Annotated in this window: 23 protein-coding genes; 10 read left to right on the forward strand and 13 right to left on the reverse strand. The window is 67.3% G+C overall.

Annotation, left to right across the window (positions count from 1 at the left end; translation table 11 throughout):
• Positions 1–12 precede the first annotated feature (12 nt).
• Positions 13–1,200, forward strand: a complete 1,188-nt coding sequence (locus ACQCVD_RS07975; RefSeq protein WP_426823200.1) for an MFS transporter — start codon at positions 13–15, stop codon at positions 1,198–1,200.
• A 115-nt stretch (positions 1,201–1,315) separates the two neighbouring features.
• On the opposite strand, the gene ACQCVD_RS07980 is transcribed toward ACQCVD_RS07975, so the two are convergent.
• The 3 genes from ACQCVD_RS07980 to ACQCVD_RS07990 form a co-directional block, all read right to left on the reverse strand.
• Positions 1,316–2,056, reverse strand: a complete 741-nt coding sequence (locus tag ACQCVD_RS07980) for a dihydrofolate reductase family protein (RefSeq protein ID WP_426823201.1) — start codon at positions 2,054–2,056, stop codon at positions 1,316–1,318.
• A 150-nt stretch (positions 2,057–2,206) separates the two neighbouring features.
• Complete coding sequence (locus tag ACQCVD_RS07985; protein WP_426823202.1) at positions 2,207–3,607, reverse strand: MFS transporter; 1,401 nt, start codon at positions 3,605–3,607, stop codon at positions 2,207–2,209.
• A 4-nt stretch (positions 3,608–3,611) separates the two neighbouring features.
• Positions 3,612–4,865: an MFS transporter gene (locus tag ACQCVD_RS07990; protein WP_426823203.1), complete on the reverse strand. Its 1,254-nt coding sequence runs from the start codon at positions 4,863–4,865 to the stop codon at positions 3,612–3,614.
• Between the two features lie 129 nt (positions 4,866–4,994).
• Between ACQCVD_RS07990 and ACQCVD_RS07995 the strand changes: the two genes are divergently transcribed.
• Positions 4,995–5,528: a hypothetical protein gene (locus ACQCVD_RS07995; RefSeq protein WP_426823204.1), complete on the forward strand. Its 534-nt coding sequence runs from the start codon at positions 4,995–4,997 to the stop codon at positions 5,526–5,528.
• On the opposite strand, the gene ACQCVD_RS08000 is transcribed toward ACQCVD_RS07995, so the two are convergent.
• From ACQCVD_RS08000 to ACQCVD_RS08020, 5 genes are all read right to left on the reverse strand, one after another.
• The gene (locus tag ACQCVD_RS08000; RefSeq protein ID WP_426823205.1) at positions 5,525–6,481 is read right to left on the reverse strand and encodes a serine hydrolase domain-containing protein; all 957 of its coding nucleotides are present in this window, start codon (positions 6,479–6,481) and stop codon (positions 5,525–5,527) included. The genes ACQCVD_RS07995 and ACQCVD_RS08000 overlap by 4 nt on opposite strands.
• 10 nt (positions 6,482–6,491) lie before the next feature.
• On the reverse strand, positions 6,492–7,124 hold the full coding sequence (locus tag ACQCVD_RS08005) for a DedA family protein (protein WP_426823206.1): 633 nt from the start codon (positions 7,122–7,124) through the stop codon (positions 6,492–6,494).
• Between the two features lie 50 nt (positions 7,125–7,174).
• Positions 7,175–8,137 (reverse strand): TIGR03885 family FMN-dependent LLM class oxidoreductase, encoded by a 963-nt coding sequence (locus tag ACQCVD_RS08010; RefSeq protein ID WP_426823207.1) that lies wholly within the window; start codon positions 8,135–8,137, stop codon positions 7,175–7,177.
• A gap of 26 nt (positions 8,138–8,163) precedes the next feature.
• Positions 8,164–8,994 (reverse strand): hypothetical protein, encoded by an 831-nt coding sequence (locus ACQCVD_RS08015; RefSeq protein ID WP_426823208.1) that lies wholly within the window; start codon positions 8,992–8,994, stop codon positions 8,164–8,166.
• Between the two features lie 122 nt (positions 8,995–9,116).
• Entirely contained in the window at positions 9,117–10,697 is a 1,581-nt protein-coding gene (locus ACQCVD_RS08020; protein WP_426823209.1) for a carboxylesterase/lipase family protein, read from the reverse strand.
• Positions 10,698–10,731: 34 nt separating this feature from the next.
• On the opposite strand from ACQCVD_RS08020, the gene ACQCVD_RS08025 reads away from it, so the two are divergent.
• The 4 genes from ACQCVD_RS08025 to ACQCVD_RS08040 all read left to right on the forward strand — a co-directional run bounded on the left by ACQCVD_RS08025 (position 10,732) and on the right by ACQCVD_RS08040 (position 19,825).
• Positions 10,732–11,547 (forward strand): shikimate 5-dehydrogenase, encoded by an 816-nt coding sequence (locus ACQCVD_RS08025; RefSeq protein WP_426823210.1) that lies wholly within the window; start codon positions 10,732–10,734, stop codon positions 11,545–11,547.
• Positions 11,548–11,549: 2 nt separating this feature from the next.
• Positions 11,550–12,347, forward strand: a complete 798-nt coding sequence (locus ACQCVD_RS08030; RefSeq protein WP_426823211.1) for a hypothetical protein — start codon at positions 11,550–11,552, stop codon at positions 12,345–12,347.
• Entirely contained in the window at positions 12,344–15,943 is a 3,600-nt protein-coding gene (locus ACQCVD_RS08035) for an ABC transporter ATP-binding protein (RefSeq protein WP_426823212.1), read from the forward strand. The genes ACQCVD_RS08030 and ACQCVD_RS08035 overlap by 4 nt, the downstream gene beginning before the upstream one ends.
• 141 nt (positions 15,944–16,084) lie before the next feature.
• Complete coding sequence (locus ACQCVD_RS08040) at positions 16,085–19,825, forward strand: multifunctional oxoglutarate decarboxylase/oxoglutarate dehydrogenase thiamine pyrophosphate-binding subunit/dihydrolipoyllysine-residue succinyltransferase subunit (RefSeq protein ID WP_426823213.1); 3,741 nt, start codon at positions 16,085–16,087, stop codon at positions 19,823–19,825.
• Between the two features lie 100 nt (positions 19,826–19,925).
• Here ACQCVD_RS08040 and ACQCVD_RS08045 read toward each other — a convergent pair whose 3' ends face one another.
• Both ACQCVD_RS08045 and ACQCVD_RS08050 read right to left on the reverse strand, forming a co-directional pair.
• A complete protein-coding gene (locus tag ACQCVD_RS08045; RefSeq protein ID WP_426823214.1) occupies positions 19,926–20,648 on the reverse strand; it encodes a hypothetical protein in 723 nt (240 codons plus the stop codon).
• 39 nt (positions 20,649–20,687) lie between these two features.
• On the reverse strand, positions 20,688–21,224 hold the full coding sequence (locus ACQCVD_RS08050; protein WP_426823215.1) for a general stress protein: 537 nt from the start codon (positions 21,222–21,224) through the stop codon (positions 20,688–20,690).
• A gap of 112 nt (positions 21,225–21,336) precedes the next feature.
• On the opposite strand from ACQCVD_RS08050, the gene ACQCVD_RS08055 reads away from it, so the two are divergent.
• Genes ACQCVD_RS08055 through ACQCVD_RS08065 form a run of 3 tightly spaced genes read left to right on the forward strand, consistent with a single transcriptional unit; the run spans position 21,337 to position 24,330 of the window.
• Positions 21,337–22,617, forward strand: coding sequence for a magnesium transporter MgtE N-terminal domain-containing protein (locus ACQCVD_RS08055; RefSeq protein WP_426823216.1), 1,281 nt, complete (start codon positions 21,337–21,339; stop codon positions 22,615–22,617).
• Positions 22,610–23,200 (forward strand): DUF1003 domain-containing protein, encoded by a 591-nt coding sequence (locus tag ACQCVD_RS08060; protein ID WP_426823217.1) that lies wholly within the window; start codon positions 22,610–22,612, stop codon positions 23,198–23,200. Before ACQCVD_RS08055 ends, ACQCVD_RS08060 begins: the two co-directional genes overlap by 8 nt.
• Positions 23,200–24,330, forward strand: a complete 1,131-nt coding sequence (locus tag ACQCVD_RS08065) for an Mrp/NBP35 family ATP-binding protein (protein WP_426823218.1) — start codon at positions 23,200–23,202, stop codon at positions 24,328–24,330. The genes ACQCVD_RS08060 and ACQCVD_RS08065 overlap by 1 nt, the downstream gene beginning before the upstream one ends.
• Before the next feature lie 49 nt (positions 24,331–24,379).
• On the opposite strand, the gene tatB is transcribed toward ACQCVD_RS08065, so the two are convergent.
• The 3 genes from tatB to sigE form a co-directional block, all read right to left on the reverse strand.
• Positions 24,380–24,913, reverse strand: a complete 534-nt coding sequence (tatB, locus tag ACQCVD_RS08070) for a Sec-independent protein translocase protein TatB (protein ID WP_426823219.1) — start codon at positions 24,911–24,913, stop codon at positions 24,380–24,382.
• A gap of 62 nt (positions 24,914–24,975) precedes the next feature.
• A complete protein-coding gene (locus ACQCVD_RS08075; RefSeq protein ID WP_426823220.1) occupies positions 24,976–25,353 on the reverse strand; it encodes a zf-HC2 domain-containing protein in 378 nt (125 codons plus the stop codon).
• Positions 25,354–25,407: 54 nt separating this feature from the next.
• Positions 25,408–26,049, reverse strand: a complete 642-nt coding sequence (gene sigE, locus ACQCVD_RS08080; protein ID WP_426823221.1) for an RNA polymerase sigma factor SigE — start codon at positions 26,047–26,049, stop codon at positions 25,408–25,410.
• A 142-nt stretch (positions 26,050–26,191) separates the two neighbouring features.
• Here sigE and ACQCVD_RS08085 point away from each other — a divergent pair, with 142 nt between their 5' ends.
• Positions 26,192–26,839 carry an O-methyltransferase gene (locus ACQCVD_RS08085; RefSeq protein WP_426823222.1) on the forward strand — a complete coding sequence of 216 codons (648 nt, stop codon included), beginning with the start codon at positions 26,192–26,194 and terminating at the stop codon, positions 26,837–26,839.
• The last annotated feature ends 3 nt before the right edge of the window (positions 26,840–26,842 follow it).

Consider the following 26,842-nt stretch of genomic DNA (forward strand, 5'->3'; position numbering starts at 1 on the left):
TAGGAGCCCGTCATGGCCGTCAGTCTTCGTCCCTTGACCACCAACCCCGTCGAGCAATCCGACCGGGGCACCTACCTCTATATCTCGTTGTTCAGCGCGGTGCTCTACACCGTGCTGCTGACCGCCCCGGTTGTGGCTGGCAAACTCACCGAGCAGTTTGCAGCGAGCCCCTCCCAGGTGGGTGCGTTGCTTTCTGCGGAGCTGGGCGCGTTCAGCCTGGCGACAATTCCGGCCTACCTCTGGCTGCGCCGGGTGAATCTGCGTACCGCCACTTATTTCTTCGCTGTGATCGTGATCCTGGGCAACCTGGTATCCGGATTCATCGACAGTTTCGTGCTGCTGGCTATGGCACGTGTGATCACATCCTTAGCCGCCGGTTCCATCACGGTGATCATTCTGACGCTGAGCAGGAAGACCGCCAATCCGAGCCGAGCCTTTGGCCTGTTCGTGGTGTTCCAGCTGGCCATGGGTGCCCTGATTTTGGCGGTGTTCCCCACTCTCTACGCCGATGCCGAAGTCGGTGCGATCTACTGGACCCTGGCTGGCCTGGCGGTGCTGTGTCTACCGGTGGTCCGCGGTATCGACGGCGAGGCGCTGCGCGCTCCGGCTCTGACCGACGCAGCGGATAAGCCCAAGCTGTCACTGTCGAAGCTGGTGTTGGGACTTGCCTCGGTGCTGCTGTTCTATGTGGCACTGAGTGGAGTGTGGAGTTTCATGGCCCAGATCTCCGCCGAGGCCGGCATCGCGCTTTCGCCGACCAGCCTGGTGCTCTCGATCGCGACGGTAGCCGGTATTGTCTCCGCGCTTCTGGCCACGGTGTTGGGCGACACTCCGCGACGGGGACTATACCTGCGCCTTGGTTTCATCGGGATGATCCTGAGTGTGTTCCTGTTGCTCGGCACACCGGGTCTGATCCAGTTTGCGGCGGCGGCGATCATCTTCAAGTTCGCCTGGACGCTGATCCTGCCTTACCTGCTCTCCACACTCGGTGATGCCGGAGGTAGCCAGGTCATGAACACGACCAACCTGATGATCGGCACCGGATTCGTTCTCGGTCCGATGATCGGCGGCACCCTGATCGAGCGGGCCGGTATGACCAGCATGTTGGTCTTCTCACTGGTCATGGTAGCCGCCTCCCTGCTCTGCGTGTTGGTGGTCCAGCACCGCCCCGCCGAGATCAAGCAGGAGCCGCTTCGATAAGTGGCGCCGGAAACCCGGTCAGCGGAAACTTGCCCCTACAACCGCTTCGAAGATGCCGCTCAACATTCCGCCGGAAGCCCCGAGTATTCCATGAGGGGCCCGAGGCGCAAAGGCGTCAGTCCTGATCAACGGGGCTCTGCACGTCATAGCGCAGCCAGACGCTGCCGTCCTCGAGGGGCTCAACGTTTTTCAGGGAGAACGCGTACGGCATGGGGGTGGAGTATTTCTCGTTGGCCTCGAACAACGAGTGCGTGTGGTTCTCTCCGTCCGCGGTCGGCATGAGCACCAGGCTGATCTCATCGCACAGCCCCTCGCGGATCATCGACCAATTCAGGGTTCCCCCGCCGCCGAGGATCAACTCCTCCACGTCGAAGATCTCACCGATCTTGCGCACCGCCTCCGCCATGTCCAGCTGCTCATCGCCGGCGATGATGTAGGAGACGCCGACGGACCGCAGGTGTGCCTTGAAGGCGTCACTGACTGTTGCCGGGATCAGTTCCACGATGTGGGCGTTGACGTCGAAGTACTCGAAGGAGTTCCGGTCCCAGAGGAGGGTGCCGGAGCGGTCGACGGCGAAGTAGTGCATCTCGGCCCCGGGGTCGGCGATGAAATCGCCGGCGGGTACGGGCTCGGCTGGCTCAGACAGTTCCGGGGCAGGTGCATCGTTCATCAGTGCCCGGCTCGTCCCGCTTCCGCTGAGCCAGCCGCGGTGCTTTTTGTAGTACCGGTCCTCGCCCAGGAACAGGTCGAAGTACAGCTTCTGGGAGCGCATGCCCACCGTGGTGGGGTTGGCGATCCCGTCGATCTTCCCGTTCAGCAGCGTGTGCATGTGGCAGATGATTTTTGGTCGTGACATTGTTCTTCCTTCTCTCAGGCAGTCTTCGTCTTTTCAGACGCAGATGACCGGCCGGTTCCGCGGCGGTGAAGTACCCCTGTCCCCATTGTGGGTCACCAGGCACAGGTTAGGGAGGTACTGCCAGGGCCCCCTTCCCCCACTACGGCGTCGTCAAGCGTTCTCCACCGTGCTGCGGTAGCGGGAAACCGCGACGAACCCGGCCACCAGGAAGAGCACGGGCAACAGCAGCGCGTTGCCCATCGCAGAGTGGAAACCGATGGCTCCCTCGCCCATCTGCATCACCGCGCCGATGGCCGCGGCGCCGAGCACGGCCCCGACCTGGCGGGCAGTGTTGTACACACCGGAACCCGCGCCGACCAGGTGCGGCGGGAGATCCCGCATGGAGATCGTGGAGTTCGGCGCCCAGCACATGGAGTTGGCGAAACCGAGCAGCAGGATGGAGATCAGCAGCCAGCCGGGCGCGACGTTCAGGTGCATGAGGATGCCGAACAGCAGCATCGCAGCGGCCATGGCGGTGAATCCGATCTTGGAGATCCGTCCCGGTGGCACCCGGTCGGTGATCCGGCCGACCACCGGGGCCATGATCACGGAGATCACACCCATGGGGACCAGCATCAGACCGGCCAGCTGAGAGGACATTCCCTGGGCGTTCTGCAGGTAGAGCATGATCGGCAGGTTGATGGAGTACACGGTGAAGCCGAGGGTGGCCACCGCGAAGACACCGAGGGAGAAGTTGCGGTAGTTGAACAGCTCCAACGGCACCAGGGCCGCAGAACCCCGGTCCGCGGCGTACTTCTGCAGCCGGATGAACAGCAGGAAGGCCAGAACCCCCACGCCGAGTACCACCCACAGCCACCAGCTCCAGCCCACCTCCGGGCCCTGCTGGAGGGAGAAGACCACACCGGTCACTGCGATCAGAGAGACAAGACCCGACAGGAGGTCGATCCGGCTGGTGCCGGTAGGCAGTTTCGGCACGTAGCGGGCGACCATGAACAGGGAGATGGCCCCGAGCGGGACGTAGACGAAGAACACCCAGCGCCAGCCGACGGTGCCCACCAGCACACCGCCGATGACCGGGCCGAAGAGACCCGCGGAGCTGGCCACCGCGCTCCACACGCCGGTGGCCGCACCGCGACGGTGGTGAGCGAAGATGCGGTGGATGATGCTCAGCGGCTGCGGGTTGATCAGCGAGCCGCCCAGTCCCTGGATGGCCCGCAGCGCGATCAGCCATTCAATGGTGGGTGCGAAGGCGCACGCCAGCGCCGCCGCGGTGAAAATCGCCATGCCCACCAGGTAGACGTTGCGCTGGCCGAACCGGTCGCCCAGCCGGCCGGTGATCAACAGTGGCACGGCGAAGGTGAGCAGGTAGATCGCCGAAACCCAGACCACCTGGTTGATGCTGGCGTCCAGGTCCTCCCGGATCCGCGGCAGGGACACCGCGATCAGGGACTGATCCAGCAGCGTGACGAACAGTCCGATGCACAGGGCCGCCAGGGCCTTCCATGCCTGGGGCTCGGGGATGGCCCCGGCCCGGTCCGGTGCGGTGACCACTGCGCTATTCCACCCTCTCCGGCGTATGCCGCTCTTCCTTTTCCAGGGTCTCGCGACCGAAGGCCCAGATGGCGGCGGCGATCAGACCGATCACACCGCACAGCAGGAAGCCGTAGCGGAAACCGGCGGCCTCGGCGATGGCGCCCACGATGATCGGACCGGTGATCGCGCCGAAGTCCTGGGCCATCTGGAAATTGGCCAGGATCTTGCCCCCGGAGCGGTTGTTGCCGATCACGTCGGCCAGGGTGGCCTGCTGGGCGGGGTTGAGCATGCCCGCCCCCGCACCGGCCAGCGCGGAGACGATCAACAGCGGCCAGAAGCTGGCGGCGAAGCCCATTCCACCGGTGAAGATGGCGTTGACGATGAGGCCGATGATGATGAGCGGTTTGCGGCCGACCCTGTCGGACAATCTTCCGGAGAACTGCAGCGCGATGGCGTTGCCGAGGGCGAACGTGGCCATCGCCAGGCCGGCGGTCGCGCCGCCGTGCTCGAAGATGGCCGCCGCGAACAGTGGCAGGGTGGCCACCCGGACACCGAAGTTGGACCAGCCGTTCGCGAAGGCCCCGAACAACGCGCTGCGGTAGGCGGAGTCCTTGATGGCCTGTCCGAAGCGCAGCGGCGGCTCGGTGTCCCCGCTGGTTTCCGCACTGACGTCCGTCTTCGGCATCCGCCACCACACCACGAACGCCGCGAGCGCCACGGACGCCCCGTAGATGGCGAAGGGAATGCGCATCCCGAGCATGGACAGCACGGCACCGATCACGGGGCCGAAGATGTTGCCGATCAGGAACGCCGAGGCGTAGGCGCTGGAGGCCTTGCCGCGGATGGTCGGCGGGGCCATGCGCACGATCAGGCCCATCGCAGACACCGTGAACATCGTCGATCCCACGCCGCCGATGCCGCGCAGGAGCAGGATGTGCCAGTACTCCTGGGCGAAGGCGACCAGGCCGGTGGTCACCGCCACCGTCAGCAGGCCGGTCAGGTAGACCTTGCGGGAGCCGAGCCTGTCGATCAGCCGCCCGGAGACCGGTGCGAACAGCAACCGGCTCATGGCGAAGATGGAGATCACGGCGCCGGCAGCGGCCATGCCGACGTCGAAACTCTGCGCGAACTGGGGGATGATCGGGGCGATGAGACCGTAGCCGAGGGCGATGATGAACGCCGCCGCGACCAGTACCCAGATTTCCGTGGGGATGCGGGGCTTGGGACCGGGGCGCTCACCAGATACCGGCTGCGCAGTTGGGTGATCAGTGGACATGTCACTCCATAGGCTAGCCACAATCTCGCTCCTGAGCCATCAGGGCAGGTTCCTCCTCTTGAGATGTTCGAACAGGCGTTCTAAAGTGTTTTCGTAAACATGTTCGCACGAGGTTTTAGGATCCAGGCCATGATGAACTCCTCCCACTCCTCCCCCAGCCACTTTCGTTTCCCCCGCTCCCGCCGTTTTTCCCACCGCCCCAGCCAGCTTGACCCCGTCGCCCTCGCCGCGGAACTCCGGGAACGGGAGGCGGAGTCCCTGCAGGCGTTGACCTCGATCCTGCACCATCCTCGTTCCCTGGCCCGCCCGGTCCCCACCTGGCGGCCGCCCTCGAAAGTCCTGCCGGAGGTGAACGGTGGTGAATTGAGTGCGGCGGTGACCCGGCACCGGGTCGGTCCACGGGCCAGGGCCCGGGTCCGGGGCTTCGGGGAACACCGCGAGCCGGCCTACCTGGTTTCCGTGCGGCTGACCGGAAGACATGGTCGAGCCGACGCGGCCGTGGCGGAGGCCTGGATCCGGGCGCTGGTGCCGGCGGACCTGATTGACGCGGTCCACGAGGTCACCGGGGATCAACCGCCCACCTATTGCTGGCTCGTGGACAGCCGCTACCGGCCGCTCCACTCCCCCGGTTCCCTGTTCGCCGGAGCGGAAAAGGCCGCCTAGTACGCATCCAGGGCCTGGTAGATCACGGGGTAGGGAGGGCTCAGCACCGTGTTGATCGTCCCGGCCAGGAACAACTCCCGGGAGGGGCAGTAGAAGGCGAAGCTGCCGGTGGAACCGGAGTGGCCCAGGATCTCAGGCGCGGGGAGCTCCGAGGAGGAACGTGCGGCCGTCATGCTCATCATTCCGGCGCCGTACTGCAGCGGAGCCAGCTGAATCCGCCGGAAGGCCGGATCCGTGATGTGCCTGCGTTCGAAGAGCTCCCCCTCGTGGAAGGCCCGGATGAAGTGCACCTGCTCCCGGGCGGTGGAGATGATTCCACCGGATGCCACCGCGCCGGCCAGGTAGCGCGGCCCCCGCACCGGCCCCTCGGCGGTCATGACGGCGGCGTAGTCCTGACCGGCAGGTTCGACCGGAGCGGTGTGATGCAGCCCGAGGGGCACGAAGATCCCCCTGTGCAACAGTTCGGGGAACGGTTCAGCGGTGATCTCTGCCGCCACCTGGGCCAGCAGTTCCGCGTTGAGGCCCGAGTAGTGGGCGTGGCGTCCCGCAGGCCGCTTCATCGTCGCCGCCACCCGCATCATCTCCGGCAGCGCCACCTTCCGGTTCCGCGCCAGGGCCTCGTCGTCGTCCGGGGCGGGCAGGCCCGAGGTCTGGTTGACCAGCTGGCGCACGGTCACCTTCTCCAGGCCGGGCAGCAGCTCCCCGGCCTCCGGCCACAATTCAAGGAGCCGGTCGTCATAGCGCAGCAGACGCTGATCGATCAGCTGGAAGATGAGGGCGTGAGTGAACAACTTGCTCACGGCGTCGATCGCGTAGGGGCCGTCAATGTCCAGCCCGCCCACCCCGATGGAGCGGCGCGGGCCGTCAGCCTCGGCCACCAGCAGCGCGGTGGGACCGTGCTTCCTGCCGGCTGCCGCCGCCAGTTTCTCCGCGAGCCTCTCCCATGCCGCCATGCCCCCCAGTCTAAGCGGTCTTTCGACTCCGGTTCCGCCGGTTGCGCACGGTGCGGAAGATGACCAGTCCGACCACGCCCGCGATCCACACCACCACGATGATCGGCAGGATGGGCCCCAGGAACTCGAGCAGGGCACGGCCGGCGATCGCGCCCCCGCCGACCCACAGCAGCGACCAGATGACGGCGCCGATCACACTCGCGGTGGCGAAACGGCGGTACGGCACCCGGGCCGCGCCACAGGCGGCAGCCACCAGCGTGCGGACGCCGGGAAGTTGGCGGGCCAGGACCAGCGGGAACAACCCCTGCCGGTCCACGGCGTTCATCGCCTTGTCCCAGTACCCGGTTCCCACGGACTTCACGACCTTGGAGTCACGCATCGGCGGTCCGGCCTTGCGGCCGATCCACCAACCGATGTGGTCCCCGGCGGAGGCGGCGACGGCCACGGCCAGACAGCCGGAGACCACCCACCAGTTGCTCGTGTTAGACAGGACGACGGCGCCCAGCACCACGATGGTCTCGCCCGGCACGATCGCCCCGAAGCCGAGCGCGGCCTCCGCCAGCGCCGCAGCGGCAATCAGGGCGATCACCAACCACGCGTGCTGGGACACCGCGTCCACGAGTCCGGGGATATCGATGTTCATGTCACCATATTCGCCGCTGTCTCGTTCCCAGACCAATCGGCGGGCCCCCTTCAGCCGAACTGCGGCAACACCTTTTCACCGAATTCCTCGATGAAGCGCTGCTGGCACCGCCCGACATGGTGCAGATGAATCTCTTCGAACCCCAGCTCAACGTACTCCTGCAACCAGGCCGCGTGCCGTCCCGGATCCGCTGAGATATTCACCGCCCCGCGCAACTGGCCGGGTGACACCGGCTCCCGCTCCGCCTTCCGGTCATAGTCCTCCGGCAACGCCATCCCGGCCATGGTCCGCGAACTGAACACATTGGTCCGCCACTGCTCATGGGCGATGGCGAGGGCTTCATCCTCAGTCTCCGCCCAGCTCAGGTGCACCTGCAGCGCCAGGCGCCCGGTGCCACCGCTAGCACGGTAGGAGTCGATCATCCGGCGGAGGTTCGCCAGCGGCTGGTTGACGGTGATCAGACCGTCCACCTGCGGAGCGAAGCGCTGCGCGGTCTCCGGTGTCAGGGCCGGCAGGAACATGGCGGGACGCTGCTCCGGTTGTTCCCACACCCGGGCCCGGTCCACGGTCACCGCGCCGTGATGGGTGACCCGCTCGCCCTCGTGCAGCCGGCGGAGCACGGTCAGGCACTCCCCGAGTCGCTGTTGGCGGTCCTCCTTCGTCGGCCAGTCCTCGCCGGTGACGTGTTCGTTGAGGTACTCCCCGCTGCCTGGGGCGAACCAGAACCTTCCCGGGAACATCTCCGCCAGGGTGGCCGCCGCCTGGGCGAGAACAGTGACGTTGTGGCGGTAGCCGGGCACGGTGACCACGCCGAACGGCAGCGTCGTGGTGGCCAACGCCGCACCCAACCAGGACCAGGCGTGCCCCGCGTGGCGCTGACGGTGCGACCATGGTTCCAGGTGATCCGAACACATTACCGCCGTGAATCCGGCGGTTTCGGCCTGCTGCACGTTGCGCAGCAGCTCCGCCGGGCCGATCTGCTCGTGCGAGGCGTGGAACCCGATTCTCGTCACGTCAGCACCTACCTCACCGGGACCCGTCAGCCGCGGGATTCCGCGTCGACCTCCTCGTCGAGTGCCACATCCTCGTCATCGTCGTCATCTTCGTCGAAGTCATCGTCGTCCTCATCGTCCTCGCCGAAGATGTCGTAGACCTCGGGCTGGTCGAATTCCTCGTCATCGAAGGGGACGAGCTGCTCCTCCCAGTCCTCCGCCTGGTCCGCGGCGAGCGAGAGGACGTCGAAGAGCCGGTCGAAGTCGGTGAAGGTGCCCAGATCCAGGATCTCGTCGGTGGCCAGCTCCGCGTCATTGGACAGCTCGGCGAACATCTGCTGCCGGTCCTCATCGTTGAGCATGGCCTCGCCGTCGGATTCCCACAGTTCGGAGATCGCCTGGTCCACCAGCTCCTCGAAGCTCTCGCCGATGGCCACGAAGGTGACTTCAGCGGTGGGGACGCCGTCGAGCACCTCGACGAGCACCTGCAGCTCGGAGTTGGACCCGACCTCCGCCCGCACCAGGTTGGCGTTGAGCGCGTCCTGGTAGAACTCCAGGTCCCCGATCCGTTCGTCAGTGCCTTCCAGCAGGTCGCGCAGGACGGTGATCACCTGGTCGGTGGCCACGTGGCGGGCCACCGTCGCCACGGCACCCTCCACGCTGAACACGACAGAGACCAGCACGGCCTCAAAATCCTCGTCATCCTCGTCCACGTCGGCAGCGGCGATGTAGACGTTGGCGGCCGGAAGCAGCGCATCGATCTCCACGAACTGGATCTCCAGGTCAGAGGTGATCGGAACAAACATGGTGTCGTCATTGACGCGGGACTCGATGCCATCGGCATCCAGGGCCGCCGCGATGTCCTCGAAAAAGCTCATGTCCGGCAAACCTTCCAACGAAGCGGTGATGAGTTGACCGTCGCGAGGGCCGCGACGGTCCGATCCAAGCCTAGTCGCCGTCACCGGGTTTTGTCGCCCTCCTGCGACGCGGTTCCCGCAGGCTAGTACCACCACGGGTCATCGTCGGCCAGTCCCAGCTCCGCGAGCAGTTCGGGCCGCCCGGTGCCCCACTCGAGCATGTCGTAGTCGTACCAGGCCCGGCGCTTCTCGCTCTTGGGGTCATATTCCACGGTGGTGTCCACGTCGAAGATCTTCGTGGCCCGGCGCGGCTCGTCCGGGGTGCCCGCCTGGTAGGCGGGCCACTGCCCGCCCGGGTTCCCGTGGTGGATGAAGTTGCTCCAGTGACTCTGCATCTGCTCGGTGATCTCGGGCAGTCCGTCGAGTCCGCCCCAGCGGGAGAGGTTGCGGGCCCGCGAGGCCTCCGGGGCGCCGAAGACCGCGGAGAGCTCCAGCGAGTGCATGGCCCCCAGTCCCAACCAGCGCAGGGCGGCGGGGGCGTAGTCGAAGCGGTACATCCAGGTCGGTGAGGTGGCCGCGTGCGCAGCCGCGGTCTGGACGGCGGGGGCCCAGAAGACGGCGTCGGCAAGCATCTCCGCGAAGTCCGCGCGGGACACCGCCCCGTCGTAGACGTCGAGCACGTCTGCGGCGTTGACGGGGTCGAAGGCGGAGAGCAGCCGGAGGGCCGCCCGGCTGCGGGCGGAGGCGCGCAGGTAGAAGAACTTGCTGAAGCTGGCCTCGTCCAGGTTGGTGCCGAGCAGCAGCGGCACCTGGGCCTGCTCGCCGTTGTGGAACATGGTCAGCGGATGGTCCGGCAGCACCGTCCCGTCCACGGTGGGTCCGTAGCAGGAGTTCAGGTAGATCAGTTCCCCGCTCCCCCACATCATGGACTGCCCGGCGCGCACCAGGTCCGCGGCGTTCTCACGGCGCAGCGCGTCCACGGTGGTCTGCCGGGGCAGGGCCATGCGGTAGACCAGTTCCCGGGCCCACAGGGTGGACTGGGCGGTGGAGTGGAGCAGGGAGATCGGCGGGGACTGGGCGATCGCCCGGTGGTAGAGACCGAAGGCGGAGGGCACGCACATCAGCGCGATCACCGAGGCGCCGCCGGCGGATTCGCCCATGATGGTCACGTTGTGCGGGTCACCGCCGAAACTGTCGATGTTGTCGTGCACCCAGTCAAGTGCGAGGAGTTGATCGAGCAGGGCCGGATTGGCCGCGCTCTCCCCGCCCAGACTCCGCAGGTCCAGGTAGCCCAGTGCACCCAGCCGGAAGTTCACCGAGACATAGACCACGTCCATGCTGGTGGCGAGATTGAAGCCGCGGAGCATCTCCTCGTGCGAGGCTCCCATGATGAACGATCCACCGTGGAAGTAGACCACCACGGGCAGTTCCTCCTCGGTGTCCGGACGGACCACGTCGAGGTGGAGGCAGTCCTCCGCGCCGATGATGCGGTCGGTCCAGGAGTAGGTGGGTTGCGGGGCGGGCGGGCCGTAGGTGGTGCACTCGCGCACGCCGTACCACCCGGGGGCGGGCTCGGGGGAACGGAATCGGGCTGGTCCGGCGGTGTCCGCGCCGAAGGGTACGCCTTTCCAGGTCCGTATCCCCAGCTCAGCATCGACAGACCCGCGCACGTATCCGGACGTCGTGGCGGCGACGGGACCCGCGGAAAACGAGCTGTCATTCATACCAACCACGGTAGTTGTGTTTAGGGTGTAAGTCATGGTCAACCAAGTCGATCGAGATACCGTGCTCTGCATCTCCCTGGCGGCACGCCCGGGCAACCACGGCGTACGCTTCCACAACTGGCTCTACGCCGAGTACGATCTCAACTTCCTGTACAAGGCGGTCGCGCCGCTGGACATCACCGCGGCGGTCGCCGGCATCCGGGGACTGGGCATCCGCGGCGCGGGAGTCTCCATGCCCTACAAGGAGGAGGTCATTCCGCTGCTGGATGCGCTGGACCCCTCCGCCGAACGGATCCGTTCGGTCAACACCATCGTCAACGACGCCGGCACGCTGACCGGCTACAACACCGATTATGTCGCCGTGCGCGAACTGCTCAGGCGGCATGACGTGGACCCTTCCCTGCCGGTGACCGTCCGCGGTTCGGGCGGGATGGCCAACGCGGTCGTCGCCGCGCTGACCGATCACGGCATGACCGGTACCGTGGTGGCCCGCAACCACGTCACCGGTGCCTCCCTGGCGCAGCGGCTGGGCTGGGAGTTCTCCACCGAGGTTCCGGAGGAGTCCGAGCTGCTGGTCAATGTCACCCCGATCGGAATGGAGGGCGAGGAAGATGCGTTGGCATTCACGGAAGAAGAGATCTCCCGCGCCAAACTCGTCTTCGATGTCGTCGCGATCCCGGTGCGCACCCCGCTGATCCAGCTCGCGACCCAGCTGGGTGTCCCCACCATCCACGGCGGTGAGGTGCTCGCCCTCCAGGCCGCGGAACAGTTCGAGCTCTACACGGGCATCCGTCCCACCGATGAGCAGGTAGGTGCCGCGGAGGCCTACGCCACCAGTGAACAGAGGTAGTCATGCCCCATAACCCAGACGGGATCATCACCGACGGGATCGGTTCGGATCCGGCCGCGCTGAAGCGCAACGCCGGGCCGACCGGCCGGGCCCTCATCAAGGCCCTGGACCGCGCTGTCGGGGTCCAGGCCGGCACCATCGAGCGCTACGTGTCCTTCCTACGCTCCCGCAGCCCGGAGGCCGGCCCCGCGGAGATCCAGCGGCAGCTGGACAAGCACTTTCTGCGGCTGGCCACCGGCACCGGCGCGGGCGTGGGTGCCGCGGCGGCGGTCCCGGGCATCGGTTTCATCACCGGGGCGGCGGCCGTCGGGGCGGAGTCCCTGGTCTTTCTCGACGCCGCGGCCATTTACACCGTGGCCTCGGCCCACGTGCGCGGGGTGGATATCCAGGACCCCGAGCGCCGGCGTGCCCTGATCCTCATCGTCCTGCTGGGTTCCAAGGGGTCGGCGGTCAGTGACGTGCTGGTGGGAGACCTGGGTTCGGAGCAGAGCGGTAACCTGCCCTCGATCACCGCGGTCTCCCGTTTCTCCGCCTCCCGGCTGACCGAGGTCAACAGCCGCCTGCTGCGCATCGCGCTGAAGCGGGTGGGCAAGAAGCTCGGCGCCAGCTGGTTCGGCAAGATCCTGCCCTTCGGGGTCGGTGCGGTGCTGGGCACCATCGCCAACCGGAAGCTGGCCAACCGGCTGATCCGCAACGCGGGTGAGTCGCTGGGCACCCCGCCGGCCGCCTTCGACACCCCCGCCCCCGCCAAGGGCTCGATCAAGGAGCCGAAGAACCCCTTCCGCCGGAAGCGCAAGTGACCCACCTGCTCCGGGCGCTGCGGCACAAGCGCCTCATCACCCTCGCCGCGTTGCTGACCACCCTGGCGGTGGTCGCGTTCGAGGTCGTCATTCCGTTGCTGACCCGGGACGCCGTGGACGTGGCCGTGGGCACCTCGGATGGCGGGGTCGCCGCCGACCTGCTGTCCGGCGTCTCGCCGCTGACCGCGATCATCGTCGTGCTGGTGGCCGTCGCCCTGCTGCGCTACGGCTTCCAGTTCGGCCGGCGGTTCACCGCCGGCAAGCTGTCGATCGACGTCCAGCATCTGCTGCGCGTGCAGGTCCTGGACCGGCTGCAGCACCTGGACGGCCCGGGCCAGGACCGCATCAGCATCGGGCAGGTGGTCTCCCGCTCCATCAGTGACCTGGGGGCCGTGCAGCGGCTGCTCGCCCAGCTGCCGCTGGCGGTGGGCAGCGTGGCCAAGCTGGTCCTGATCATCGGCGTGATGCTCACCATCTCCCCGCTGCTGACGGTCATCGCCGTCGCCTTTTTGCCGGGCATCGCCTACCTCGCGGCCCGCTCCCGCGGTCGGCTCTACGCCTCCACCTGGGCCGCCCAGCAGTCCGCGGCGAACCTGGCGGAACACGTGGAGCAGAACGTCTCCGGGGTGCGGGTGGTCAAGGCCTTCGCGCAGGAGGAGCGCGAGATCGACCGGCTCGAGGAGCTCGGCCGCGACCTCTACGCCGAGCGCATGCGGGCGGCCCGGATCAACGCCCGCTTCCAGCCGCTGCTGGAGCAGGTGCCGCAGATCGCGCTGGTGGTCAACATCATCCTCGGCGGCTGGCTGGCCATGTCCGACCAGATCACGGTGGGCACCTTCTTCGCGTTCTCGGTCTACCTGACCCAGCTCACGGCGATCACCCGCATGCTCTCGTCGATGATCGTCCGCTTCCAGATCGGGATGGCCTCCGCCGACCGCATCGGCGAGCTGCTCGACCAGCGCCCCACCCACCCGGATCCGGTCGATCCGGAACCCGTTCCCGACGGCCCGCTCGGCCTGCGGGTGAGCGGCGTCGAGTTCGCCACCGCGGAACGGCAGGTGCTGGACGGACTGGATCTCACCGTCGCCCGCGGCGAGACCCTGGCCCTGGTCGGTCCGACCGGCGCGGGTAAGTCCATGCTGGTGCAGTTGCTCGGCGGTTTCTACCGGCCGGACGCCGGCCAGCTCGAGCTGACCTCCCCGCACGGCGACGTCGCCTATGCGGACCTGGCCGCCGGGGATCTGCGCCGGGCGGTGGTCTGCGTGTTCGACGAGGCCTTCCTGTACTCCTCCAGCATCCGCGAGAACATCGCGATGGGCAGCGCGGCCAGCGACGCCGAGGTGGCTGAGGCCGCCCGGCTGGCGTGCGCGGACGGCTTCATCACCGAGCTCGAGGACGGCTACGACACCGTCGTCGGGGAACGCGGCCTGACCCTGTCGGGCGGACAGCGCCAGCGCATCGCCCTCGCCCGGGCCCTGCTCGCCCGGCCCCGCGTCCTGGTCCTGGATGACGCCACCTCCGCCATCGACGCCCGCACCGAGGCCGAGATCATCGCCAACCTGAAGGCCGCCACCGCGGACGTCACTGTGCTGACGATCGCCCACCGGCGGTCCACGCTGCGCCTGGCGGACCGCGTCGCCGTCCTCGAGGACGGTCGGCTGACCGTCACCGGCACCCTGGCGGAACTGGCGGACCACCCCCGCTTCACGCGGCTCTTCGACGCCGGGCACGCCGTCACGGACACCAGTGACCGGGACCTCTTCCCCGAGACCGCGTGGGAGGACCCCAATCAGCCGAGCCCGGTCGTCGCCCACCAGCTGGCCGCCCTGCCGCCGGCCACGGAGCAGCCGAAGATCGATACCGCGCCCCTGCGTTCCACCACCTCCACCTTCCGGCTGGGCACCCTGTTCCACCGCGTGCGGTGGCTGCTGGTGGCCGTGGTGGCCCTGCTCATCGTCGGGGTGCTGGCGGACCTGGCCTTCCCCACCCTGATGCGCCTGGCCGTCGACCACGGCGTCGGTGACGGTGACACCGCCGCGCTGTGGTGGGTGGCGGCGATCGGACTGGGCGTGGTCGCCGTCGCCTGGGTGGCGGCGTGGCTGCGCACTATCCTCACGGCACGCACCGGCGAACGGCTGCTCTTCGGGCTGCGGCTGCGCAGCTTCACCCATCTGCAGCGGCTGTCCATGAACTATTATGAATCCACCATGTCCGGGCGCATCCTGACGCGGATGACCACGGACATCGACAACCTGAGCGCCTTCCTGCAGACCGGGCTGGCGCAGGCGGTGGTCGCCCTGGGCACCCTGGTGGGCATCATCGGCATGCTGCTCTACACCGACGCCTCCCTGGCCCTGGTGGCCTTCGCCGCCATCCCGGTGATCGTCGTGGCCACCCTGATCTTCCGGCGGATCTCCGTCCGGCTCTACACCGTGGCGCGCGAACAGGTCAGCACGGTCAACGCCACCTTCGCCGAGGCCATCGGCGGCCTGCGCACCGCCCAGATGCACACCATGACCGGCACCACGCTGGACCGGCTCACCGAGGAGTCCGACCGCTACCGGCGCCTGCGCATCCGCTCGCACACCGCGGTGTCGATCTACTTCCCCGGCATCCAGGCGGTCTCCGAGCTCGCCCAGGCGGCCGTCCTCGGCGTCGGCGCCGCCCACGTGGCCGGCGGGCAGATCAGCGCCGGGGTACTGATCGCCTTCGTGATGTACCTGAGCCAGCTCTTCGGCCCGATCCAGCAGCTCGGGCAGATCTTCGACACCTACCAGCAGGCGGCCGTCGGCCTGCGCCGCATCCGGGACCTCCTGGCCGAGCGCCCCGCCGTCCCCGACACCGGCACCACCCGTGGTGCCCGGGAGGCCGCGGGCGGCCGGATCGCGCTGGACGACGTCTCCTTCGCCTACGCCCCCGGCTCCCCGACCGTCACCCACGACATGTCCGTGGCCCTGGAACCGGGCACCACCGTCGCGCTGGTCGGCCCGACCGGGGCGGGAAAGTCGACGATCGTGAAGCTGCTCAGCCGCTTCTACGACCCGGTCGCGGGAGCCGTCACCGCCGCCGGCACGGATCTGCGCGAGTTCCCGGTCACCGAGTGGCGCCGGGCGACCGGCAGCGTGCCGCAGGAGACCCACCTGTTCCCCGGCACCGTCGCGCAGAACATCGCGTACGGGAGACCCGCCGCCACCGAGGCTGAGATCCTGGCCGCGGTCAACCGCGTGGGGGCGCTGCCCGCCCTCTCCCTGCTGGCCGACGGTCTGCACCACCGCGTGGGCGAGCAGGGCCGCGGCCTGTCCTCCGGCCAGCGCCAACTGATCGCCCTGGCGCGGGCGGAACTGGTCGAGCCGCGGCTACTGCTCCTCGACGAAGCCACCGCCACCCTGGATCCGGCGACGGAGGCGACCGTCCTGGACGCCTCCGCCGCCGTCACCCGGGGACGCACCGCGGTGATCGTCGCCCACCGGCTGGCCACCGCCGCCCGAGCCGATCGCATTCTGGTGATCGACGAGGGGCGTATCATCGAGGACGGATCTCATCTGACGTTGCTCAACCGGGCTGGAGCGTATTCCAGGATGTGGCACTCCCAGTAGGTAGCATTGGCTACAGTCGGGGGTGAGATTCCCACCCGGGTTGTGTTAGTGGTTGGGTGCAGACGGGCTACCCTGTTAAGGGAACACGACAACAAATGGACTTTATGATGAACCATCAAGGAAATGAGGCGAGATCCTGCCGTGAGCAGCGCTAGTACTTTCGGCCAGAACCAATGGCTGGTAGACGAGATGTTCCAGCAGTTCCAGAAGGACCCCCAGTCCGTGGACAAGGAGTGGCGCGAGCTCTTCGAGACCAAGGGAGCTCCGCAGTCTGCCCAGCAGGGAAAGGCTGCGAGCACGTCGACGTCGGGTCGACCGACCGCCGCTGCTGACGAGGGTCTTGGAGTGCAGGCCGAGAAGCCGGAGCCGACGAAGGTGGCCACCAAGGCCCGCCAGGCCGGCGACACCGTGAAGAAGGCGGTGGAGGAAAACCGCGCAAAGGCCGAGAAGAAGGTCGCGCAGTCACCACTGGCCAACGTCAAGGAGGCCCCCGAGGCCGGCACCTCCCAGCTCAAGGGAGCGTTCCGGGCCATCGCCAAGAATATGGAGGCCTCGCTGGAGGTTCCCACCGCCACCTCGGTGCGGGACATGCCGGCCCGCCTGATGTTCGAGAACCGCTCCATGGTCAACGACCAGCTGAAGCGGACCCGTGGCGGCAAGATCTCCTTTACCCACATCATCGGCTACGCCCTGGTCAAGGCCACGATGATCCATCCGGCCATGAACGTGGCCTACGAGGAGCAGAACGGCAAGCCGGCGGTGACCCAGCCGGAGCACATCAACGTCGGTCTGGCCATCGACCTGCCCCAGAAGGACGGCTCCCGTTCGCTGGTTTCCGCGGCCATCAAGGAAACCGAGAAGATGGGCTTCGCCGAGTTCGTCGAGGCCTACGAGGACATCGTCAACCGGGCCCGGGTCAACAAGCTCAAGATGGATGACTTCCAGGGCGTGACCATCTCCCTGACCAACCCCGGCGGCATCGGCACCCGCCACTCCATCGCCCGCCTGACCAAGGGGCAGGGCGCGATCATCGCCGTCGGCTCCATGGACTACCCGGCCGAATTCCAGGGCGCCTCCGCCGACCGCCTGGCCGAGCTGGGTGTGGGCAAGCTGGTCACCATGACCGCCACCTACGATCACCGCGTGATCCAGGGCGCCGAGTCCGGTGAGTTCCTGCGCACCATCAGCCGCCTGCTGGTCGACGACGCCTTCTGGGACCACATCTTCGCGGAGATGCACGTCCCCTACACCCCGATCCGATGGGCACAGGACCTGCCCAACGCCGGCGTGGACAAGAACACCCGCGTCATGCAGCTGATCGAGGCCTACCGCTCCCGCGGCCACCTCATCGCCGACACCAACCCGCTCCTGTGGGACCAGCCGGGCATGCCGGTGCCGGACCACCGCGACCTGGACATCGAGACCCACGGCCTGACGCTCTGGGACCTCGACCGCACCTTCCACGTCGGCGGCTTCGGCGGCAAGGAAACCATGACACTGCGCGAGGTGCTCTCCCGCCTGCGCGCCGCCTACACCCTGAAGGTCGGCTCCGAGTACACCCACATCCTGGACCGCGATGAGCGGCTCTGGCTGCAGGACCGCATCGAGGCCGGCATCCCGAAGCCGACCAACGCCGAACAGAAGTACGTCCTGCAGAAGCTCAACGCCGCCGAGGCCTTCGAGAACTTCCTGCAGACCAAGTACGTGGGCCAGAAGCGCTTCTCCCTGGAGGGCGCGGAGTCCCTGATCCCGCTGATGGACTCGGTGATCGACACCGCCGCCGGCCAGGGTCTGGACGAGGTCGTCATCGGCATGCCGCACCGCGGTCGCCTGAACGTCCTGTTCAACATCGTCGGCAAGCCGCTCGCGAACATCTTCAACGAGTTCGAGGGCAACATGGAGCAGGGCCAGGTCGGCGGCTCCGGTGACGTGAAGTACCACCTCGGCTCCGAGGGCACCCACCTGCAGATGTTCGGTGACGGCGAGATCAAGGTCTCCCTGACCGCCAACCCCTCGCACCTGGAGGCCGTCAACCCGGTCCAGATCGGCATCGCCCGCGCCAAGCAGGACATCCTGGACAAGGGTGACCACGGCTTCACCGTCGTGCCCCTGCAGATCCACGGCGACGCCTCCTTCACCGGCCTGGGAGTGGTCCAGGAGACCATCAACCTGGCCCAGCTGCGCGGCTACACCGTCGGCGGCACGATCCACGTGGTGGTCAACAACCAGATCGGCTTCACCACCACCCCGGACTCGGGCCGTTCCTCCCACTACTCCACCGACATCGCCAAGGGCTACGGCTGCCCCGTCTTCCACGTCAACGGCGATGACCCGGAGGCCGTGGTCTGGGTGGCCCAGCTGGCCACGGACTACCGCCGCCGCTTCGGCAAGGACGTCTTCATCGACCTCATCTGCTACCGCCGCCGCGGTCACAACGAGTCCGATGACCCGTCGATGACCCAGCCGAAGATGTACGACATCATCAACAACAAGGAGACGGTGCGCGCGCACTACACCGAGGACCTCATCGGCCGCGGCGACCTGTCCCAGGAAGACGCGGAGAAGGTCGCGCAGGACTTCCACGACCAGATGGAGTCCGTCTTCAACGAGGTCAAGGAGGCCGAGAAGAAGGGCGTCCAGGAGCAGACCGGCATCACCGGTTCCCAGGAGCTGCCGCACGGCCTCAAGACCAACATCACCCGCGAGGAACTGGTGGAGATCGCCCAGGCGTACTCCACGCCGCCGGAGGGCTTCGAGTTCCATTCCCGCGTCGCACCGGTGGCCAAGAAGCGCGCCGAGTCCGCCAAGGAAGGCGGCATCGACTGGGGCTGGGGCGAGCTCATCGCCTTCTCCTCCGTGGCCAACTCCGGCCAGCTGGTCCGTCTCGCCGGCGAGGACACCCGCCGCGGCACCTTCACCCAGCGGCACGCCGTGGTCTATGACCCGAACACCGGCGAAGAGTTCAACGCCCTGAACAACCTCGCCCACGACAAGGGCAACGGCGGTAAGTTCCTGGTGTACAACTCCGCGCTGACCGAATTCGCCGGCATCGGCTTCGAGTACGGCTACTCCGTGGGCAACCAGGAAGCCCTGGTCGCCTGGGAGGCACAGTTCGGTGACTTCGCCAACGGTGGCCAGACCATCATCGACGAATACATCTCCTCCGGTGAGGCCAAGTGGGGCCAGACCTCCAAGCTGGTCATGCTGCTGCCGCACGGCTACGAGGGCCAGGGTCCGGACCACTCCTCCGCCCGCATCGAGCGCTTCCTGCAGCTGTGCGCCGAGGGTTCCATGACCGTGGCCCAGCCGTCCACCCCGGCCAACCACTTCCACCTCCTGCGCCGCCACGCCCTGTCGGACCTGAAGCGCCCGCTGATCGTCTTCACCCCGAAGTCGATGCTGCGCATGAAGGCCGCCTCCTCTGCCGTGGAGGACTTCACCGAGGTGGAGAAGTTCCAGTCCGTGATCAACGACCCGAACCAGTTCGACCGCAACGGCAAGGCCGTCGGTGACGCTGACAAGGTCAAGACCATCATGCTGGTCTCCGGCAAGCTCTACTACGAGCTGGAGAAGAAGCGCGAGAAGGACGGCCGTGAGGATGTCGCCATCGTGCGTATCGAGATGCTGCACCCGATCCCGTTCAACCGGCTGCGTGAGGCCTTCGAGTCCTACCCGAACGCCACCCAGATCCGTTTCGTCCAGGATGAGCCGGCCAACCAGGGGCCGTGGCCGTTCTACAACGAGCACCTGCGCACCCTGATCCCGGAGATGCCGGAGATGATCCGCGTGTCCCGCCGCTCCCAGTCCTCCACCGCCACCGGTGTGGCCAAGGTGCACAAGGCCGAGCAGGCGAAGCTGCTCGACGAGGCCTTCGACATCTAGCCCGACCGTGTGGTGCCGGGGACTCCCGGCGCCCGAATACCAGTGGCCCCGATCCTCTTCAGGATCGGGGCCACTGGCGTGTGGTTGAGGTGTCTACCGGCTACGCCGGTCCTGCACCGGAATCGACCTGGACGTCTCCCCCGGGGTAGGAGCCGGCCCCCTCGAAGTAGTTCCCCGCGGCCTCCTGGACGGAGCCGGTCTCCCGGGCGTCCGCCACAACATCCTCGATGTCTTCGGTGGTCAGGGCCCGCCCCAGCTTGTTCATCGCCTGCAGCTCAGTGCGGCCCACCGAGGTCTTGAGGAAGACCGGGACGATGTTCTGTGGCAGCCCGGTGGCCTCTCCGCCGCAGGCCTCCGCCGGGGAGGGGTCCGGGGCGTCGTACTGCGAGGGCAGGACGCTGACCAGCTCATCGTAGACCTGCTGTCGGACGTCCTTCCGGGCGGCCGCCGGGTCCTCCGCGGCGGCGATCTCCGCCTTCAGTTCCTCGGCGCGTACCGGATCAAATGCCCCCAGCAGGTCACCGGTGCAGCCGATCATCATGTCCGCCCGGCTGGACGACAGGAGGGAGACCCCGTGCTCATCGGTGGTGGTCGACGGCACGATGTCCGTCACCGCCTCCCGGTCATTGGCCAGCATCGTGTGCTCATAGAGTTCCCCGAGCACCAGCTGTTCCGTGGAGTCCTCCGGGTCCGGTACCGCGATGATCACCAGCGGCCGGTTGGTTCCACTGTCCTGGTTCGACATCGGTTCCGCGTCGGAGCAGGCACTCAACGTCAGGGCCAGGCCACCGGCCAATACGGCGGCCGGTCGAAACTTCGGCATCTGTCTCCTCTTTCAGGCTGCAGTTCTGACCCTGTCAGATTACTCGCTTCCCTGTCGGGGCTGCGGACCCGGGTTCGGGGTGGCCGGACCCGCCAGACCCGAGCGGGCGATCGCGTCCCGAGCCTGCCGCGCGAGCTCGGGAACACAGAGGATGTCATAGCGGCCCGCCACGATCTGGGTCTGCGAGGTGAAGTCCCGGCGGCCGCCGCTCATGGCATAGGGCACGACGGCCAGAATGATACCGAAGACCGCGCCCATGACGACACCGGTGAGCAGCGGCGTGAGGAACGTGCCGCCGAAGATCCCGATCAGCAGGCCGAAGAACAGACCGAGCCAGGCGCCGGAGGCCGCTCCCCCGAGGATCACGCGGCCCCACGTCAGTCGGCCGGTGACCCGTTCAACCTCCATCAGGTCCACTCCCACGATGGTGATGCCGTCGACCGAGAAATTCTGGTCGCTGAGCATGTCCACCGCCTGCTGGGCCTGTTCGTAGGTGTCGAAGCTGCCGACGGGCCACCCTTCGGGGCGGCGACGCTTGGCCACGGCATCCTTTGCACTGTCCCGCTGTTGAGCCATTGTGTGTTGCTCCACCTTTCTCGATATTGCCCTGGGATTCACAGGTTAGCTGTCTCCCGGACAACGTCCCAGGTAGAACAATAGTTCCACGCACCAGCTAAAATCAGGATCCATGAGTACAGTCACCCGTGTCTACGCCGGTCGCCTCCGCGGCATGCAGGTCCGCGGGCCCGATACCGACGTGATCGGCCGGGTCCGTGACGTGGTGGTCAACATCCGGCCCCACGGACAACCCTCCCGGGCCCTCGGCCTGGTGGTCGAGCTGGCGAACAACCGGCGCATCTTTCTGCCGATGCTGCGGATCGCCGCGATCGAACCGGGCGACATCACCCTGGTGTCAGGCTCGGTCTCCCTGCGCGCCTTCCAGTCCCGGGCCGGCGAGCTGACCGTCCTGGGCGATGTGATCGGCTCCAAGGTGCACACCGACGACCCGGAGCTGGGACAGCTGCACGACCGGCCCGTGGAGATCGCGGACGTGGAACTGGAGCGCACCCGCACCCGGGACTGGGTAATCTCCCGCGTCGCGGTCTTCGGGCAACGGCCCAAGTTCGGCCGCAGCCCGCAGCTGTTCCCCGTCCCCTGGAACCACATCCACGGCGTCACGGCCGGCGGCGTCGGTGTCACGGACACCACCGCGGAGATCATCGCCGAGTTCCAGGACATGCGTCCGGCAGACGTGGCCAAGGCCCTGAATGACCTCCCGCGCTTCCAGCGCGAGCAGGTCGCCGCCGAGCTCAACGACGATCGGCTGGCCGATATCCTCCAGGAGCTGCCGGATGACGATCAGGCGGAGCTGATCGAGGCCCTGGACATCGAGCGCGCCGCGGACGTGCTGGAGGAGATGGACCCCGATGACGCCGCCGATCTGCTCGGGGAGCTGCCGGGCACCAAGGCCGAGGTGCTGCTGGAGCTGATGGATCCGGAGGACTCCGCCCCGGTGCGCCGGCTGATGGGTTTCTCCCCGGACACGGTGGGCGCGCTCATGACCCCGGAACCGCTGGTGCTCAGCCCGCAGACCACCGTCGCCGAGGCGCTGGCCCACGCCCGCAACCCGGATCTACCGACCTCCCTGGCGTCCCTGGTGTTTGTGGTCCGGCCGCCCACCGCCACCCCCACCGGCACGTATCTGGGGTGTGTGCATCTGCAAAAACTGCTGCGGGAGCCGCCCTCCACGCTGATCTCGGGGATCCTGGACCCGGATCTGCCGCCGTTGTACGCCGATGACGACCAGGAAACCGCGGCCCGCTACTTCGCCACCTACAACCTCGTCTGCGGACCGGTGCTCGACGAGGACAACCATCTGATCGGCGCGGTGGCCGTCGATGACCTGCTGGACCACATGCTGCCGGAGGACTGGCGCGAAACCGGCTTCCGAGAGGTGACTGATGCCTGAGTACAACCGCCACCAACTGGACACCCCGATCGCGGCGAAACGGCGGCGGCTGGTCAGCTTCGACGACGACGCCGTGGGCGCCGCAGCGGAGAAGGTCGCCCGCTTCTTCGGCACCGGCCAGTACCTGATGTGGCAGACGCTGATCGTGATCGTCTGGATCGCCCTGAACATCGGCGGCTTCTGGTGGAGCTGGGACCCCTACCCGTTCATCCTGCTCAACCTGGCGTTCTCCACCCAGGCCGCTTATGCCGCCCCGCTGATCCTGCTGGCCCAGAACCGCCAGGAGGACCGGGACAAGGTGACCATCCAGCAGGACCGGCGCCGCTCCGAGCAGACCAAGGCGGACACCGAGTTCCTGGCCCGGGAACTGGCCGGGGCGCGGCTGGCGATCGGCGACATGGTCTCCCGGGACTACCTCCGTCGCGAGCTCGATGACCTGCGTGGACTGATGGAGCGAATCGAGGCGAAACTCGATGACGAGTCCGCCGACCGCCTGGATTCCCATGCGGAACTGCGGGAGCCCACCCAGGGTGACATATCTGACGATGACTCCCGAAACAGAGGGACTAGGATGGATGGGTGATGTCTCAAGTAACTGAATCCGCTGTCCGCAGCGCGCTGTCCCGCGTAGAGGATCCGGAGATCGGCAAGCCGATCACCGAGCTCGGCATGGTCAAGTCGGTCGACATCGACGGCGATGATGTCGCGGTCGAGATCTACCTGACCATCGCCGCCTGCCCCATGAAGTCCACCCTCCAGAACAACACCCGGGCCGCCGTGGCGGACCTCGAGGGCGTCGGCGAGGTCACGGTGACCACCGACGTGATGAGTGATGAGCAGCGCCGGGAGCTGCGCACCCAGCTGCGCGGCAACTCGGCCGAACCGGTCATCCCGTTCGCCCAGCCCGGTTCCACCACACGCGTCTACGCCGTGGCCTCCGGCAAGGGCGGCGTGGGCAAGTCCTCCATGACCGTCAACCTGGCCACCTCCCTCGCCGCCCGTGGCTTCCGCGTCGGCATCCTGGACGCCGACATCTACGGCCACAGCGTGCCGGGCATGCTCGGCAACACCTCCGCCCCCACCCAGGTCGACGACATGATCATGCCGCCGATCTCCCACGGCGTGAAGGTCATCTCCATCGCCCACTTCGTCGAGGGCAACGCACCGGTGGTGTGGCGTGGCCCGATGCTGCACCGTGCCATCCAGCAGTTCCTCGCCGACGTGTTCTGGGGGGACCTGGACTTCCTCTTCCTGGATCTGCCGCCCGGCACCGGCGACGTCGCCATCTCGGTGGCGCAGCTGGTGCCCAACGCCGAGCTGCTGATCGTGACCACCCCGCAGTCCGCGGCCGCGCAGGTCGCCGAGCGGGCTGGTTCGATCAGCCAGCAGACCCGGCAGAAGGTCGCCGGGGTCATCGAGAACATGGGGGCCATGGTCCTGCCGGACGGTTCCACCATGGACGTGTTCGGCTCCGGCGGCGGTGACATCGTCGCCGAGCGCCTGAGCACCCTGACCGGCGATGAGGTGCCGCTGCTGGGTCAGGTGCCCCTGGACCCGAAGCTGCGCGAGCACGGGGACGACGGCGCGCCGATCGCCGTCTCCGAGCCGGCTTCCCCGACCGCGCAGGCGGTCAACGCCATCGCCGACAAGCTGCAGGTGCGCAAGACCTCCATGGTGGGCAAGCCCCTGGGACTGGGCGTGACCAACAACTAACGGAAAAATCCCCGGTTCACGGTGAACCGGGGATTCTTCTTGTCCTCTGTCAGGTGATGTCCGCCCACGAGAAGCCGCCGCCGCTGTTGTCCCGGCCGTCGGTCTGCTCCGCGATGGTGCGTGCGGTGCTGTCCTGGCTCGGCGGACGCGGGGCACGGTGGGTCTCCGAGACCTCGGGCAGACCGTCGCCCAGGGTCTCCGGGTTGCGCGGCACGCGCTCCGTCTCCGGTGGCGGCCCGCTGCGGGCCCGGTGTGCAGCCCCCGCGGTGTCCCCGGACATGATCTTCTTCGGGTCGAAGTCATTGAGGTAGTCATCGTCGCCATCGAAGAGCGCCTGGGTCAGCGCCCGTCGCGGGCCCATGCGCTGCCATTGCGCGACCTTGTTGATGGGTTCCCGGAACTCATCGAACTCTTCCCCGAACTGTCCGTCCAGCTCGGCCCGGGCGTTCGAGATGGCCCGCCGGGCCGCGAAGATAGCGGCGCGGACGTCCTTGATCACACCCGGCAGCTTCTCTGGGCCGATGATGATGAGGCCGACGACGACGATCGTGAAGATCTCGGCCCAACCGATATTGTCAAACACACATCCACCTTAGCCCGGCCCCCACAGTTTCGCGCTGCCGGGCGAACTGATTGTGACCGACGTCAGTTCTGCCCACGTCTGACGACCCGGAGCATGATGTCGAGCTTGTCCAGCAGGGACTCCGGCTGCGGCCCAGCGGAATCCTCCACGCCGGGGCCGGAGGGACAGCTGTTTTCGATGCCGGCGAGCTTCGCCAGCAGAGATTTCGGCGCCCGCAGCTCCTGTACCCGGTTGCCCTCCCGGAGCACCTCGGCGGCCCGGTGCTGCCGCCGCACCTCACTGCGGCATTCCTGGCAGTGCACGAGGTGCACCCGGGCCCGGTGAGTGGCCCGCTCCGTCAGTTCCTGGTCCACGTAGGCGGCCACTGCTTCCGGACCCAGATGCTCCACCGAGGCAAAAGACCGCACCCTCGGCCGGGTGCGCGGTTTCGGCTCCAACATGTTTTCGCGCCGACCTCCTTCCCATAACTCACCGCAAGACTACGCCGCTTTCACTCAACGGGTCGGTAGGAGCAGCTGAACCTCCTCATTCGTCTCCGCGGCGGCTTCCAGGCTGGCGCGTAGCTGACTCCGGCCGCGGTGGATGCGGGAGCGGACGGTGCCCATCTTCACACCGAGGGTGTCGGCGATCTCGTCGTAGCTCATGCCCACCACGTCACAGAGCACCACGGCAACCCGGAATTCCGGGCTGAGGCGGTCCAGGGCGGACTGCACCTCCGGATCGAGGTTCGAGATATTGAAGGCCTGCTCCGGACTCATGTCGGTGCCGGGCACCCGCTCGTAGTCCTCCGGCAGCGCCTCCATGCGGATCTTCTGGCGGTGCCGGACCATGTCCAGGAAGAGGTTGGTGGTGATGCGGTGCAGCCAACCCTCGAACGTGCCGGCCCGATAGCTTTTCAGGGAGCGGAACACACGCATGAAGGTCTCCTGGGTGAGGTCTTCAGCGTCATGCTGGTTGCCCGCGAGTCGGAAGGCCAAGCGGAACACACTGTCCGCGTGCTCCTCGACCAGTTCCGCCCACGTGGGCATCTCACCTTGGCCGGCGTCGAAAGCTGCAGTGCCACCCAGCGGTTCCTCACCGTCCCCGGGACGGACGGCGGGAGGCTGGGAATCTGCGTTTCGGGCCTTTTTCTTCATATCCTCAATTGTGACAGGTGACGCTGGATATCACCATACTTTGTTCTGAAAGTTCGCTGTGAGACTGTCACACCAGCAACTCCAGAAACAACTGGCGGGTATTGTGCCGCAGCCTCGGTTTTCCCACGTAGAGTAGATAATCGTGACTGACACGGCTTATGACGCACTTAACACCTACATCGAATCGACGACGCCAGCCGACGAGGTGGTGGCCGCCGCGCGCCGCGATGCCGGGGAGTTCGGGTTGACCGTCCCGGACGAAGTGACCGGCCAGCTGCTGACCACCCTCGCGGGAGCCACATCCACCGGCAGCTCCACCGGTGTCATCGCGGTGACGCCGGCGGTCAGTGTCGTCGGCCTGTATCTGCTGCGCGGCCTCCCCACCTCCGCCAGCCTGACCGCCATCGATCCGGAGGTGGAGCACCAGCGGCAGGCGAAGATCAGCTTCCGCGAGGCCGGCTACCCCGCCTCGCGGGTGCGCTTCCTGCCCTCGCGCCCGCTCGACGTCATGGGACGGCTGGCGGACAACTCCTACCAGCTGGTCTACGGCGAGGTGTCCCCGCTGGACCTGACGGCCTTCGTGCAGACGGCCTGGCCGCTGCTGGTCCCCGGCGGCGTCCTGGTGCTCCCCGACGTCCTGCTGGACGGCACGCTCGCCGACGAGTCCCGCAGGGACCGCCAGACGGTGGCCGCCCGTGATGCCCAGGACTTCATCACCACGCTGGATGACGCCCTGGTCACCCGGCTGCCGCTCGGCGCCGGGCTGATGCTGGTCACCCGGAAGGCCTGACCG

It is taken from the genome of Corynebacterium halotolerans (genome assembly GCF_050107895.1).
GTDB lineage: Bacteria > Actinomycetota > Actinomycetes > Mycobacteriales > Mycobacteriaceae > Corynebacterium > Corynebacterium halotolerans_B.